This is a genomic window from Peribacillus loiseleuriae, from assembly GCF_001183985.1.
Taxonomy (GTDB): Bacteria; Bacillota; Bacilli; order Bacillales; family DSM-1321; genus Peribacillus; species Peribacillus loiseleuriae.
This window is the reverse complement of the sequence record NZ_LFZW01000001.1, coordinates 4,452,447-4,467,249: the sequence shown is the minus strand read 5'-3', so window position 1 is coordinate 4,467,249 and position 14,803 is coordinate 4,452,447. Positions and strand designations below refer to the sequence as shown.

At 36.9% G+C, this 14,803-nt stretch carries 16 protein-coding genes; 15 read left to right on the top strand and 1 reads right to left on the bottom strand.

Annotated features, from left to right (window positions below; genetic code table 11):
* Positions 1-64 precede the first annotated feature (64 nt).
* Positions 65-1,459: a MocR-like pyridoxine biosynthesis transcription factor PdxR gene (gene pdxR / locus AC625_RS20710; protein WP_049682996.1), complete on the top strand. Its 1,395-nt coding sequence runs from the start codon at positions 65-67 to the stop codon at positions 1,457-1,459.
* A gap of 89 nt (positions 1,460-1,548) precedes the next feature.
* Here pdxR and AC625_RS20705 read toward each other — a convergent pair whose 3' ends face one another.
* Positions 1,549-1,974 carry a hypothetical protein gene (locus AC625_RS20705; RefSeq protein ID WP_049682995.1) on the bottom strand — a complete coding sequence of 142 codons (426 nt, stop codon included), beginning with the start codon at positions 1,972-1,974 and terminating at the stop codon, positions 1,549-1,551.
* Positions 1,975-2,370: 396 nt separating this feature from the next.
* Here AC625_RS20705 and tnpB point away from each other — a divergent pair, with 396 nt between their 5' ends.
* The 14 genes from tnpB to AC625_RS20635 all read left to right on the top strand — a co-directional run bounded on the left by tnpB (position 2,371) and on the right by AC625_RS20635 (position 14,763).
* Positions 2,371-3,564, top strand: a complete 1,194-nt coding sequence (gene tnpB / locus AC625_RS20700; protein WP_049682994.1) for an IS200/IS605 family element RNA-guided endonuclease TnpB — start codon at positions 2,371-2,373, stop codon at positions 3,562-3,564.
* Positions 3,565-3,634: 70 nt separating this feature from the next.
* Positions 3,635-4,210 (top strand): hypothetical protein, encoded by a 576-nt coding sequence (locus tag AC625_RS20695; protein WP_049682993.1) that lies wholly within the window; start codon positions 3,635-3,637, stop codon positions 4,208-4,210.
* Between the two features lie 202 nt (positions 4,211-4,412).
* Positions 4,413-5,045: an FMN-dependent NADH-azoreductase gene (locus tag AC625_RS20690; RefSeq protein ID WP_049682992.1), complete on the top strand. Its 633-nt coding sequence runs from the start codon at positions 4,413-4,415 to the stop codon at positions 5,043-5,045.
* Positions 5,046-5,480: 435 nt separating this feature from the next.
* On the top strand, positions 5,481-6,671 hold the full coding sequence (locus AC625_RS20685) for a M14 family metallopeptidase (RefSeq protein ID WP_049682991.1): 1,191 nt from the start codon (positions 5,481-5,483) through the stop codon (positions 6,669-6,671).
* A 462-nt stretch (positions 6,672-7,133) separates the two neighbouring features.
* Positions 7,134-7,970, top strand: coding sequence for a peptidoglycan-binding protein (locus AC625_RS25185; protein ID WP_053178156.1), 837 nt, complete (start codon positions 7,134-7,136; stop codon positions 7,968-7,970).
* 387 nt (positions 7,971-8,357) lie between these two features.
* A complete protein-coding gene (locus AC625_RS20675; RefSeq protein WP_245645057.1) occupies positions 8,358-9,059 on the top strand; it encodes a polysaccharide deacetylase family protein in 702 nt (233 codons plus the stop codon).
* 15 nt (positions 9,060-9,074) lie between these two features.
* Complete coding sequence (locus tag AC625_RS20670) at positions 9,075-9,671, top strand: DedA family protein (RefSeq protein ID WP_049682990.1); 597 nt, start codon at positions 9,075-9,077, stop codon at positions 9,669-9,671.
* A 176-nt stretch (positions 9,672-9,847) separates the two neighbouring features.
* Positions 9,848-10,984 carry an MGDG synthase family glycosyltransferase gene (locus tag AC625_RS20665; protein ID WP_049682989.1) on the top strand — a complete coding sequence of 379 codons (1,137 nt, stop codon included), beginning with the start codon at positions 9,848-9,850 and terminating at the stop codon, positions 10,982-10,984.
* A gap of 50 nt (positions 10,985-11,034) precedes the next feature.
* The gene (locus AC625_RS20660) at positions 11,035-11,454 is read left to right on the top strand and encodes a hypothetical protein (protein WP_049682988.1); all 420 of its coding nucleotides are present in this window, start codon (positions 11,035-11,037) and stop codon (positions 11,452-11,454) included.
* A gap of 293 nt (positions 11,455-11,747) precedes the next feature.
* The gene (locus tag AC625_RS20655; protein ID WP_245645056.1) at positions 11,748-12,146 is read left to right on the top strand and encodes a hypothetical protein; all 399 of its coding nucleotides are present in this window, start codon (positions 11,748-11,750) and stop codon (positions 12,144-12,146) included.
* 299 nt (positions 12,147-12,445) lie between these two features.
* Positions 12,446-13,066, top strand: a complete 621-nt coding sequence (locus AC625_RS20650) for a TetR/AcrR family transcriptional regulator (RefSeq protein ID WP_049682986.1) — start codon at positions 12,446-12,448, stop codon at positions 13,064-13,066.
* A 58-nt stretch (positions 13,067-13,124) separates the two neighbouring features.
* Positions 13,125-13,286 (top strand): DNA-binding anti-repressor SinI, encoded by a 162-nt coding sequence (gene sinI / locus AC625_RS20645; protein WP_156187599.1) that lies wholly within the window; start codon positions 13,125-13,127, stop codon positions 13,284-13,286.
* 516 nt (positions 13,287-13,802) lie between these two features.
* The gene (locus AC625_RS20640) at positions 13,803-14,117 is read left to right on the top strand and encodes a thioredoxin family protein (RefSeq protein WP_049682984.1); all 315 of its coding nucleotides are present in this window, start codon (positions 13,803-13,805) and stop codon (positions 14,115-14,117) included.
* A 463-nt stretch (positions 14,118-14,580) separates the two neighbouring features.
* On the top strand, positions 14,581-14,763 hold the full coding sequence (locus tag AC625_RS20635; RefSeq protein ID WP_034310968.1) for a hypothetical protein: 183 nt from the start codon (positions 14,581-14,583) through the stop codon (positions 14,761-14,763).
* The last annotated feature ends 40 nt before the right edge of the window (positions 14,764-14,803 follow it).

Below are 14,803 nucleotides of genomic sequence, written 5' to 3'. Positions count from 1 at the left end.
AAAAACTGGTTCCAGCATAAGAATCAGATTGGGTCTATTTAATAGAACCAGTTAGGAGAGCGCGATGTTTGAAATGACCCCGCATTTTCAAAAATTAAAAAAACACCCTTTGTATCTTCAACTTTATGAGTTTATTAAACAAGAAATACAAGAGGGAAGGATTCAAGCTGGAAGGAAGTTGCCTTCGAAACGAAAGCTGGCTGTTCATCTTAACCTCGGTTTGAATACGGTGGATGCGGCTTATCAGCAGTTAATCGCAGAAGGCTATGTAGAAAGCGTATTACGAAAGGGATACTTTGTGGTCGAGCTTGAAGGGAATATCATAAAGAAAAAGGACCAGAAACCTCCACAGCAACCAAATTTTCCAGAAATAAAGTCTGAATATAAGATTGACTTTAATCATGGCGAAGTAGATTTGAAACAGTTCCCTTTCTCTATTTGGCGGAAGTTGCTTTTGAATACATCCTGTCAACATGAGCTATTCATGAATGGAAATCCTCAAGGTGAACGAAACCTTCGCGTGGCCATTGCTGATTCTATTTTTCAATCAAGAGGAGTACGTTGCTCGCCTGATCAGATTATTATTGGAGCGGGTACACAATATTTGATGCAGCTTCTTTGTTTGCTACTTGGTAAGAATAGAACCTTCGCGATGGAAGATCCCGGCTTTCATAGAATTCGCCATGTCTTTCAAGATTTTGAAAGGAAAATTGAAGGAATCCCATTGGATGAAGATGGGTTAACTGTCGAGCATTTACGGCGCATTCGTGCTGACATTGTCTATGTGACACCATCACACCAATTTCCAACTGGCACAATCATGCCGATTTCAAGGAGAATGGAATTATTGAAATGGGCGAGAGAAAAGCAAGCTTACATTATTGAAGATGATTATGATGGGGAATTTCGTTATGTCGGTAAACCAATTCCTTCTTTACAAGGGCTTGATACGAATAGCAGAGTCATCTATTTAGGGACGTTTTCAAAGGCATTCATTCCATCCATTCGAGTAAGTTATCTAATTTTACCACCTGATTTGCTGAAGGTATATCATCAAAATTTCAGTGGGTACAAGCATACCGTCCCGCGCATCATCCAAGAAGCACTTTATCAATTTATCGATAATGGCCATTGGGAACGACACATAAATAAAATGAGAACCATTTATCGAAAAAAGAACCATATTTTGACCGAAGTAATTCAGCAGCATTTCGACAATCGCGTAACTGTAATTGGCGAGAAGTCAGGGTTGCATATTCTTCTGCAAATTAATAATGGATTGTCTGAAACGGAGCTTGTGGAAAGAGCTACGCAAGTAGGCGTGAATATCTACCCTACTTCGCTCTATTATGAAAAAGGAAAATACAGTCATGAACCAACTATCTTATTAGGCTATGGTGGACTTTCACATGAAGAGTTGCAAGAGGGAATCCTTTTGTTGAAAAAGGCGTGGTTTTAAATGAAAAGAAGGTATCGAATAAAATCATCTTCTTTTTTAGCACTCTACTATTCAAATGAAAGAAAGAGACCTTAATCAGGTCTCCATGCTTATTTATGGTAAAGTTCCTTATAGGCGATAACTTTTAAAGCAAGTAGTTCTTCTTCAGATAATTTTCCTTGAAGGTCTGCAAGCACTTCTTCTTTAGATAGTGTTCCATCTTGAGCTTGCGCTTTTATGTTCAGAAGTTTAGTAACGCCGACCTTTTTGACAAGAACACGTGTCGCCTCTTCTTTTGTCGTGAAAGGCAATGAACTTTCGTCAACAGATTTCGCTTCTTCTACGAATTTTTTCAGCTCTGGGTCATTTTCGATAAATTGCTTTACTTCTTCTGTTTGTCCACTTTTCTCTAGCTCAGTCGAAACAGCATTCATTAACTTATGAGAGGCTAAGTTTGTGCCGTAATAATAAATGGCATACCCAGCAACACCTACAAAGACTACTAGCACCACAATGAATATTAAGAACTTCTTCATCGTCTCACTCCTAACTTAGAGATTACTATACTATAAATAAAGGAGATAGAGAAGAATATCATTGATCCCAGTTTTTACAAGCGGTCATGTTAACGATTGGGGTAATACGGCTGTGTCCAGTGATCTATCCTTTCTAGAAAGGATAAAAACATTAGTACTTCACAATGTATTATGGACGGGGATTTCCTCTTAAATAATTTTATCATTTTCCGAAAGAAGACTCCCTCTTCAATCGTGTGAAGGGTGTAGCCCAACGATAAGGGGGAGATGAATTTCGGTTAGGCGTTAGCCTAATGGCCCTTATTTTTTCTGTTTTTTTGACTTTTAATAGAACGTACGTTTGTATTATTATGTAACCAATGGCAAAATGTAAGTAGGATATAGGGGGTGAATCGTATGTTGGTTAATAAGGCTTATAAATTTCGTATCTATCCAAACAAGGATCAAGCCATACGGATTAATAAAACGATAGGTTGTTCACGTTTCGTATATAACTTCTTTCTTGGTAAACAAAAAGAAGAAGATCTCTATTGGTACGTCGTGGAAGAAATGAAACAAAATGGCCAACTTCCTTCTAATGATTGGAAAGGTACATACCTGAATAAATACGAAACGGTTACATTCCTTCCTGAACTAAAAAAACAGTACACTTTTTTGAAAGAAGTAGATAGTATTGCTTTGCAAAAAGCTGTTGAAAATCTAAGTGATTCCTATAATCGTTATTACAAAAAGCAGAATAAACAACCACGATTTAAGTTTAAAAAGAACCCTGTTCAATCTTACACAACAAAGCATACGAACGGAAATATTGCTGTTATTGAAAACAAAATTAAATTACCTAAACTGGGGCTTGTTCGTTTTGCTAAAAGTCGTGAGGTAGAAGGACGCATTCTTAGTGCTACCATCAGACGAAACCCTTCTGATAAATACTTTGTGTCGATAGCAACCGAATCAGAAGTATCAGAATTACCTAAAACAGAGTCAGCGGTGGGGATCGATTTGGGAATCAAAGATTTTGCGATTCTTTCAGATGGAACGATCTACTCGAATCCAAAATTTTTCCGCAGCTTAGAAGAAAAGGTAGCCAAAGCACAAAGAATCATGAGCAGACGGACAATAGGTGGTTCGAATTGGTACAAAGCTAAAATCAAAGTGGCACGTATCTATGAAAAAATGTCAAATTCTAGAAAGGGTTACTTAGATAAAATTTCAACCAAGATTGTCAAAAACCACGACATGATTGGGATGGAAGATTTGTCCGTATCTAATCTGCTTCAAAACCATAATCTTGCCAAAGCCATTAGTGAAGTATCCTGGTCACAATTCAAAAGGATGATTGAATACAAGGCGAAATGGTACGGGAAACAAGTCATAATGGTCGCAAAAAACTTCCCTTCCAGTCAACTTTGTTCATGTTGTGGCTATCAAAATGAAGACGTTAAACATCTTGGATTGCGTGAATGGGACTGTCCGGAGTGCCATACCTATCATGATCGAGATATAAACGCAGGAATAAATCTAAAAAAAGAAGCCGTAAGACTTCTAACCGTAGGGACTACGGGGATCGCCTACCCCATAACTGATCGATAGATTGGTGTTCCTAGGAATCCCCTACTTCAAATTTTCGTTAGAAAATTAAGTGGTGGGTAGTTCAATAGCCGTGTTATATGGTATATTTGTTAGCTTGTTTATATTTCCATTGAAATGGAGAGATCTAAAAAAAGATTTCACTCAGCACTTAGCGTGTATCACGGGTATTGGTTATTTGATCTGGGCCATTGTTGCACAAAACATTGATAAACCTAGACATATTCTTCCTTTAGTCATACTTTTTCTTTTTATTGTATTGATTAATGTATTAAGAGAGACGAAAGAGATTAGAAAATTTGTCCTATCTATTTTTTGTTGTCTCCTATTAATATCACAAACATACCATTCATCTATATTGATTATAAAACAAGCGAATGAATCTTCAGCCACCTATCAATTATCTAACTATTTACAGTCTCTAGATCAACCAGCCATTGTATATGCCTGGGAAGAAACGAGGGTGTTACAGTACATGAATAGTACAATTCCCTATAAAAAGGTACAAACTTATCAAGTTTTTCTACATGATAAATCCTATTACCAGAACAGAAAAATCCTACTAACAAATAAAGCAGTAGAAGGGTTTACAGGACAAGGTATAGACCTTACTGGTAAGTTGAAAAAAAATAAAAGAGTTTCATTCTAATTCTATTTCTGATCCGGTATATAATAATATTGTATTGTATGAATGAAGAAATGAATAAGATGTGGAGTTTGATGTCGTAAGCACCGAGTATCTGATATTTTTAGCTGTAGTTTGAGTTCGTTTCGTTGACATTTACACTAAAACAATATATTATGAATTCGAGATGATTAAATTGACGATAAAAAAGGAGAGTTACAATATAATGAACGTATTAGTAGTAAAAGCAAATAACCGTCCAGCAACAGATGCTGTTTCAAGTAAAATGTATGAAACTTTTATGGAGAACGTAGAAGGTGTTAATGTAACAACTTACGATGTATTTGCAGAAGATATGCCTTACTTTGGTCAAGATTTATTCAACGCTTTCGGTAAAGTAGAATCTGGCGAAGAAATGACAGACGTAGAACAACGCATCTTAGCTGCGAAACAAAAAGCAATGGATGCTTTAACAGCAGCAGACGTAGTTGTATTTGCCTTCCCATTATGGAACTTAACGATCCCTGCTAAATTACAAACATTCATTGACTATGTATACCAAGCTGGTTTCACATTCAAATACGGCGAAAATGGCCAATTAGTAAGCTTAATGACTGACAAAAAGGCAATTATTCTAAGTGCACGTGGTGGTGTTTACTCAACGCCAGAAGCAGCACCTATGGAAATGGCTTCTAACTATATTAAAAATGTGGTTGGTGGCGTATTCGGTATGGCAATCGAACAAGAAGTTATTATTGAAGGTCATAATGCAATGCCAGGTCAAGCTGAAACAATTATCGCTGAAGGTTTAACAAAAGTTGCAGCGGTAGCAAAAAATCTCTCAGCAGTGACGGCTTAATAAATCTGTTATAGATGAAATCTAAGAAAATGATCATTATTTTTGAAGACTTTTAAACAAAAAGGGGTCTGACCTCGTACTCTAAATCAGTAAGTAGTGTTTCATACACATATCTTATACTGTATTTAGTTGTTGCGGGGTCTGACCCTTTTTCATTTTTGCCCCACTTTTTCCAATCTATCCAATTTAGCATATATTATTTTTTTAGATCCCTATATGCTCTCATAAAGTAGTTCCTTCAAATTCCTCTAGAAATAAACTCTATTTCAAGAAAAGGATGACCTATTCAATGAAATTAGAAACCCCACCAAAGTTTTGCCTCTTAATTTGATGGGGGCAATAAAGGGCATTCGCCCTTCTGCAAAACTAATTCTGATTCTTAATTTATTTGCATATAGTGTATATAGCAGCCTTGGTCAAACGAGGAGGAGAGCTATGGAAGTCATTGTGAGAAAGGGAGATTCCCTTTGGGATTATAGTCAGTTGTTCGGTGTGAATGTCCATTTAATTGTTGATTCGAACCTAGGTGTGAATGCGAGCCTGCTTACGATTGGGCAGAGGGTTAAGATTCCAGGGTATATTTCGGTTGATTATCAAGTTGTTGCTGGCGATTCATTGTGGTCGATTGCAAAGCAGCGGCATATATCGGTTGAATCAATTAAGCTTGTGAATGCAAATATAAATCCGAATGCTTTGCAAATCGGTCAGACGATACAGGTACCATTACGGATTACTTGGCGACTTGTACAGGGGAAACAAAATTATGACTATGAAACAATGAAGAGAGATCTAACAAGGCTGCAAAATGTGTATCCTTTCATACAGGTGCCTTCGATTGGAAATTCGGTACTGGGAAATGAAATTCCAGAGGTTTTAGTTGGAAGTGGGAATAAGCGGGTTCACTACAATGGAGCATTTCATGCGAATGAATGGATCACGACACCTGTTATTATGACGTTTCTCAATGATTATTTATTGTCTTTGACAAACAACGTATCGATTCGTGGGCTTCATACATTCCTACTTTATCAGGAGACGATGTTGTCCATCGTGCCCATGGTGAATCCCGATGGAGTGAATCTTGTTTTGAAAGGACCGCCATCCATTGAACCCTATCAAACGAAAGTAGTTGAATATAATAATGGCAATACTGATTTTAAAAGTTGGAAAGCGAATATAAACGGAGTCGACTTGAATGATCAATTTCCGGCAGAATGGGAAAAGGAAAAAGCACGGCGCAGGAATAGTCCTGGACCACGAGATTATCCGGGAAAAAGTCCACTATCAGAACAAGAAGCAATAGCGATGGCTGCTTTGACGAGAAAGCGGGACTTCGAAAGAGTCCTTGCCTTTCATACACAAGGTAAAGTGATTTATTGGGGATTTGAAAATCTAGAACCGCCTGAATCGGAAACAATCGTGAAAGAATTTAGCAGAGTAAGCGGCTACGAACCAGTCCAAACCATTGATAGTTATGCAGGTTTCAAGGATTGGTTTATTCAAGATTGGCGTAGACCGGGATTTACTGTAGAGCTTGGCATGGGGATCAATCCGCTTCCATTATCACAGTTCGATGAAATTTATGAAGATACACTTGGGATTTTGCTCGCGGGGTTGTATATGTAGAAATAGGGAATCCTTTTCAATGGGATTCCCTGCTTTGTGTTTTAAGAGGATGTTCAAAAAGTCCGGTAAAAAAGCTTGCGAATTGCTTCAAAGCTCATTAATGACCTTCTGTTAAGATCGCGCACATCCTGTGCGCAACACAGAAGTCAGCACAACCTGTGCAAGTCCGGTCCTCCGTATTACTGCATACGCGAAAGGTTCGGGACGATCGCTCGCAGAACTTCTCGGCTCTTTTTATCCTCCTTTTGAACACGCACTTTAAGAAAGAAGCTAACAAAAAAATCTACAGGAGCAGAGGAGAAAGGGGAGAGTTTATCTTAAAATAGTCGATCCGATTTTGAATATTCACCTTATAAAGTAATTGAATAACTAGTTTCAGTCGCTATTTGCTGTAACTCATAGACAATAGTCCGAATCGGTTGTTCAATTTTTAAATAGGATAGTAGAAAAGGAGCGAAAAGAATGGCATTTAAAATGACATATAATCAAAGGAGTCTGGCTAATATTAACAAACTAGCAAACAACACAAAAAAAGCCGCCTTACAATGGTACCAGTACTGTTGTGAACAGGAAATTGACCTTCTGATTTACGAAACGACAAGAACGTTGGAAGAACAAGCGAGGAACTATCAATTAGGTGCTTCACAAACAATGCGTTCCTACCATCTGGTTGGTCAAGCGCTGGACTTTGTACCAGTTAAAGACCGTAAGACTATCTGGAATGGATTTGGTTCGACAAAAATTAAAAAGGCCATTGCAAAGGCGAAGCAACTTGGATTTACGTGGGGGGGAGATTGGACGACACTTGTGGATAAGGTCCATCTGCAGTATGAATATAAAGGATACGGCACAGATCCTTTTGGCAGTGGGCAAGGAGCAGCCACTGTTCCAAGTCCAATAAATGTAGGAAGCAAAACAGTTATGAACATACAAGGAACATTAAATAATAGGTATGATACCGGATTGAAAGAGGATGGAAGATATGGACCTGCTACAAAAAAAGCACTCATAAAAGGCTACCAAACAGAATTAAACAAGCAATATAAGGCAGGACTTACTACTGACGGAATTTGGGGACCAAAAACAAGAGCTGCCGTTCGAGTTGTTAAAAAAGGGGCAAGAGGCAATATCACTTACATTCTTCAATCCACACTCTACATCAGAGGTTTTGATCCGCAAGGCATAGACGGTATGTTTGGAACAAACACGGAAATGTCCGTAAAGAGCTACCAAAAATCGAAAAATCTTAAACAAGATGGAATGGCAGGATGTGACACGTGGACCAAGTTATTTGAATAATGCTTACTGGCAGAGAGGTTGCAAACGGGCCTTACTCTGATATTGCAATAATATTGGAGAATATGCGTCGAAACAGGAAGCATTCATTTACCCAAAGTAATCTAATCCCCTCTACCGTTTAGGTCTCGCGATCCAAACCCGAGATGGTGCATCAAAACGAGTTTTTTTAATTTGAAGAGAGAACGAGAAAACTTAAAGTGGAGTGGGACGTGAAGAAGCTAATGTCAGCCGGTGTTACAACCCAAGCATTTCTGTCACATAGATTAAGCCCAAAAAGCCAGAATTCAGGTGACTATAGAAAAACATAAAATAAAACATTATAATAGGGGGAAAACGTAAAAAGGCTGCATAGAATGGATAAATAGTCACTGAAAGGAACTGTTTTACGTGATAAAGATCTGGATAATTAGTTTCACTGTTATTGTACTGCTCGTTCTCCTTTATTCAGTGATCCCGACACTGCTTATTCGTATTTACAATTTAGGAATAACAAAGAAAGTCCAAGGTGAAAACAGGATAGTCTTAACGTTTGATGATGGCCCTAATCCTCACTATACGCCACAATTACTTGATTTACTAAAAAGGTATGGGGTGAAGGCAACTTTTTTTGTAGTGGGTAGCAAGGTGAAAAGAAACCCTAAGATCATAAAACGAATGCATGAGGAAGGCCATACAATTGGTATCCATCATTACGACCATATTTCTAGCTGGCTTATGTCCCCATTTAAATTAAGGAACCAGCTCATTATGACTGAAAAAGCAATAACTGAATGTACGAATGAAAAGGTCACTTTTTATCGGCCACCATGGGGGCATTTTAATCTATTTACACGATTGATAAGTAAGAAATATAAGATCATCATGTGGTCGGATATTTTTGGGGACTGGAAGGTAGAAACGTGTAAAACTGAACTACTCGATCAATTAAGAAAAACGACAGATGGCGGCTCTATTCTTCTGCTCCATGACTGCGGCGAAACATTTGGTGCGGACATAGAAGCACCGCGCTATATGCTCGAAAACTTAGAAATTTATCTCAAAGAAATGACAGAAAGGGGAAGGCGTTTTATCACATTTAGCGAATTATAATTAGATGAGGGTTATATGAATATTGATACGATTTTACATTATATTGATTTATATGGATATTTCATTATTTTTGTTTTTTTATTCTTTGGTATTGTAGGGATTCCCGCTCCAGAAGAGTCCTTGCTATTTTTAATTGGAGTATTGATTGTTCACCATAAGATTTCATTTGGATGGGCTGTATTATGTTCTATATCTGGCGCTTTTAGCGGGATGCTTACAGCGTATGTTTGTGGAAAATACATTGGGTATCCATTCATTGAAAAATATGGAAGGTTTGTAGGGATAACCAAAGAGCGATGGGAAAAAGCGAGAGGTAAATTTACGAAAAATGTTTACAGGACGATCTTGTTAGGATTTTATTTGCCAGGTTTGCGGCAAATAAATCCGTATTTTGCGGGTATTTCCCACATCCGTTTTAGAGGATTTCTCTTATTTTCTCTAATAGGCTCGATACTTTGGACAGTCCCGTTTATTCTCGCCGGATATTATGCTGGAGGGATCTTTCATATTAACCCAGCCTATGTGCCATATCTAGGAGTCTTTTTCTTAGTTCTCTTTTTACTATATGTTACGATTAACTTCTTTTTTAAAAAAAGGAAAGGCTTGAAATAGGTAAGAATTCTATATAAAAATACCCTAATAATATCATTAAAAATTCATTAAAACCTGAGCATTACATAAAAAAAGTGATACATTGTAAGAGGAGAAAGTCCTAAATACTGTAGATAGTCTTTTTAAGGTAAATGTATAATAAAATGGATTGTTTATGAAATTAGGAGATGACATATATGAAAAAAATATTGTTTTTACCTCTCTTACGAATGCAGTCTGGACATCATCAAGTGGCCGACGCGTTAATGGATATGTTAAAAATGAGGACAAGTGGGATTGTTCTTAAAAAAATTGATTTGTTGAGTTATACAAATGAATCGTTAGAGAAAATGATTTCCAATGGCTATCTAAACTGGATTCGGTATGCGCCTGAAACTTATAATCTCGCCTATAAGAATTTTTTCTATGTACCTCCAACAAAGGTACATTCCTTTAAATGGTATAAACATATTTTCTTGAAGAAAATGGAGCGATTGTTATCAGAGGAAAATCCGGATTTAATTGTGTGCACACATGGTTTCCCTTCTTATCTCCTCAGTCAGTTAAAAAGGAAAGGGAAATGTAACATCCCGATTATTAACGTGTACACCGACTTTTTTATTAATAATGTATGGGGGAAAGAAGGGATTGATGTTCACTTTCTTCCTAGTCAAGAAGTGAAAGAATCCTTAATAAGGAAATATCAAATTGCGAATCAAAACATGATTGTTACGGGGATTCCGGTACATGAAGAAATTACGATGACCGCTCGTATACCGAAAAGCGTAAAACGACCAAAGATCTTAATATCTGGAGGCAATAGCGGGCTTGGAGGGATATTAAAGTTATCTGAAGAGTTAAAGAAATCTCCAGGCCTTGATTTTTATGTACTTTGCGGCAATAATCGAAAGCTGTATGACGAAATCATTACGTGGAATTTAGATCATATTAAACCATTACCTTATTTATCATCAAGGTCAGAAATGAACAAGCTATATGAAGAGGTAGATGCAATCGTTACGAAACCTGGTGGTGTCACCATTAGTGAAGCATTAAGAAAAAAACTGCCAATTTTTGTCCATTCAATGCTTCCAGGCCAAGAGAAAATCAATTTACGATATTTAAAAGACTCGTCGCTTGTATTCGAACTTGATCATAAACAATCATTTGAAACACAACTGTTTAGTATTTTCAATGATCATGAAAAAATGGAACGTTGGAATTTGGCTGTTGATTCGTATCATTTGGGACTAGAGCTGACAAGTGCGGAGTATTTGGTAGAAGTTATGCAAGGGTTCCTTGACCTTAAGTTGGGATTGAGTACAAATGCTTAATCGGTTTAATGTATCATGAATGAACATCTGGAAAGAAAGGGGGCGCAATTGTGAGTAGGATACGATTATTATCGCTCGTGCTAGAAGAGCTGGCGATTTCACCTCCAGGTAGAATCTTCATGAGTACAGAATATCTTTACTATACGAACAAAATAAATAGGCTGCCTTTGGCAGCCTATTTATTTCTATCAATCAATGAGTATGATACTCAGCTGGGTTATGTCCATATATCGGGTTTTGCATATGTGGATAGCCATGATGATCCCATTCGCCGTGTCCTTGATGCTGTCCTTGATGCCAATTATGCTGAGGGTGCCAATGTGGTTGATGATGCATTTGTTGATGAGGGTTCCACTGTTGATGATGTTGCCAAGGCTGATAAGGGTTCCATTGATTCCCATAATGATGACCTGGAAACTGTACATATTGATATTGAGGGTATACCATCTCTCCACCTTCTCTTTCTTTGAATTCTATACATGATATGTGCGGATATAGTATGAGAGTATGTCTCATTGATAAATGGGCAGGAGCGGAGTAGGGAAGCTTTGGATGAACGTCGAATTACCTGTAGGTATGTATCATATAGATATAGAAAACATTTTTATAAAATCAGTATTTGATAGGGGATATCGCATAAATGAATGTTGACATCATTATATTCCCTAATAAAATTTTCTGAGTATGTAGTAAAGTAAAGGGCATATCTCCCCTTGTTTCACAATATGATGGAGTATCAATATGAGGAATGAGGGGATTTAAGTTGAAACAAGATGAAGGTCATTTAATTACAAGAGAAAAGCTTGCTCAATACATGGAGTTGAGCCAGAAAAAAAAGGATATAGAATCCCAATTAGATGCCCTGAAAAAAGACTTTAATCAACACTTTGATCAATCAGTTGGAAAACTAGTTAAAGGTGATCTAATGATAAGTGATTACAAAGTACAAAGACAAATAAGAACAACAGAAAAGTTTGATCAAGAAGTTACAGTTCATAGATTAGAAGAGTTGAATTTAACAGATCTAATTCAGAAAAAGCCGGATGAGGGGAAGATAAAATCTGCCTTAAATCTACGATTGTTGAGTGAAGCCGATTTAGAAGGCTGTATAAGTACAAGTTTCTCACAGGCTATTTATGTCAAACAGATAGATTCAAAATAAAAAGGATTTTTTGTACAAAAGAGAACAATCGTAAGTATCATTCATCCATATTTTTATAGATCAAGAAAGAGGTTGTCTAAACAGATTGTCACACAAAAAAAACTACTATCTACAGTTCAGATTAACTGTGTTTAGTGTTGGGGCAGCACCTAATTGGACAGTCTCTTTCAAGGAAAACGAAAGTGTTTAATTATTTAATAATTTTGTAAATTCTGAAAACTAATCGACTGAATCATGAGATTTATAGGATAATAATACTATCGAGTAATATATAATAATCAACTTGGAGTTGTCATATAATGGGTCAGAGAGGAAGGGAAAAGGGAGCGAGTGGGGAAGAGAGTAGGGCGCTGCTATTGAAGATTGCGGCTGATGAGTTTGCACAAAAAGGCTATTATGAAACAAAAGTCAGTACGATTGTAAAAAGGGCGAACTTAACCCAACCTACCTTTTATTTATATTTTCAAAGCAAGGAGGCAATCTTTCAAGAATTAGTAGATGCATTTCGCCAAAATTTGTTTGCATATACGAAAAAGAGCAGTCTTGAACCAGGAATCGATTCACATTCCGTCCCGGAGGCGCTTACAAAACATTTGGCAGCAATCTTCACGTACTTTGTTGAAAACCCAAATCTTGCGCGTATTGGATTCTTGATCGCGCAAGAGGCAGAGGAATTGAAAAAACAACTTGCCGCACAAATGACCGATAATCTAGTTTCAGGACAACAAAATAAGTATTACCGTTCGAATATTGACATGAGCATTGTAGCTGAAAGTTTAGTTGGAATTATTGAACGTCTAACAGTTACTCAGTTACTGCAAGGAAAAAAGCAACCAGAGGAAATAGCAAATGAGATTGTCCCTCTTTTTTTGTACGGCATGCTTTTTCATGAAGATGGAGGAGAGAATCATAAGGACTAAATGATTGATCGGGACCCAATCGACTCAACTGTATAAAAATAAGGGGATGGTATTCAAGATGAAGTTGGTCGAGGAAACACAGAGAGAAGAATTTGATTTTGAGTGGGTTACCCTTATGCTGACAGCAAAACAAATTGGAATCACGCCAACAGAGGTCAGAAAATTTTTACAGGAAAGTCAGAAGCTACAGTCGAATAAAAAAGGGCTAAATGCAAAATAGGCATCAAAAATGATGCTTATTTTTTATGTTTATCAGCCAGTTCCCATCAATCTAATATATGAACGTATGATTAGTTAGGTCTTTATTATTTAGCAGAAAGAATCTAGATGGAATATTAGTATAGATGACTCTAGCAACATTTCCTTTCGATAATCAGAATAAGATAGATTCAAGTATCAAAAAACACATACTCGTTTCGCTTGCTAACCCTCGAATTAGCATGGTAAGCTAGTGAATGTACCAAATAGTAGGTACACAAAAATATAATTAGTCAACAATCTGGCTCTTCACCAAAACATGTACTTGACGAAACTAACTTATGTTCTGTTCATATTAGTACCTTAGTAAGCCCCTTTGTTTATAACAAGTTGTGTTGAATGTACAAAGTTGTTTTTTTATGTCAAGAACAGACTTTGGCGTTGAGCCAACAATTCTTTACTAATTTTTCTAAAGGACTGTAAGTAAAGATAGAAAAAAACGTATAATAAGAAAGAGGAATCCATAGGAGGAGAAACAATGAAACAAATCAAAACTGAGCAAGAATATCGTGAAAAAATCAAACAAGATGAATTAACGGTTGGAGTATTTACGACAACTTGGTGCCCCGACTGCAAGCGTTTAGATATGTTCATTGATGAAATTACAGATGAGCATCAAGACAAACAATGGTTTACAATTGACCGTGATGAGTTTCCAGAAATTTCAGAGGAACAAAGTGTAATGGGAATTCCTTCTTTATTAGTCTTTAAAAATGGCGAAAAGCTTTCTCATTTGCACAGTGCAAACGCCAAAACGCCAGACGCAGTCAGAGAATTTTTAAACAACCTGTAAATATCTTTTTTTCGAGTCTCTTCCTGATATTGGCGATCAAGAGTAGGCTTAGACGTGACCGAAACGTTAAAGCTGGTATACCGGAAGATATCCTTTCGTCCCTTTTATAGGGATGAGAGGTTTCTTTATTTTGGGAGGGATTTTGTCAATATTATTTCTTAAACCTTTCTTCTTAGGGGTATCAGTATCAGCACTTGTTGGGCCAATAGGGACATTATGCATTAAGCAAATAAAGTATTACCACACATCATCGTCACCTCATTAATTGGATAGGGCAATCATAACAACTTGATATCTAATAATCCAAAGTGTATTTAACAGATAGGGTAACCACACTGGTACTTATTATTTTTTTATCAAAAAAACATGAAATATTATGAATTTCTGTTAAGGTTATCTGTTATAAATCGAGGTATATTTCTCCTTTCTACTCTCATACTAAAGACAAGAAGGAGGGGTATCCATGGCAAAACGAACAAAGAAAAATGACGCAGATCAAAAGAACAAACAAGGATTCGACTCAAGCAAAACCGATTCAGAGTTCTCTAAAGAATTTGGTAGCGCAAATGCCAATCAAGCACATAAAAATAAAGCGAAAAAAGAAAAAGCATCTAAAAACCAAGGTGAGTGGAAAGGAATGCATTGATTTACATTTGTCAGACTTGATACAAGATATAAAGATACCT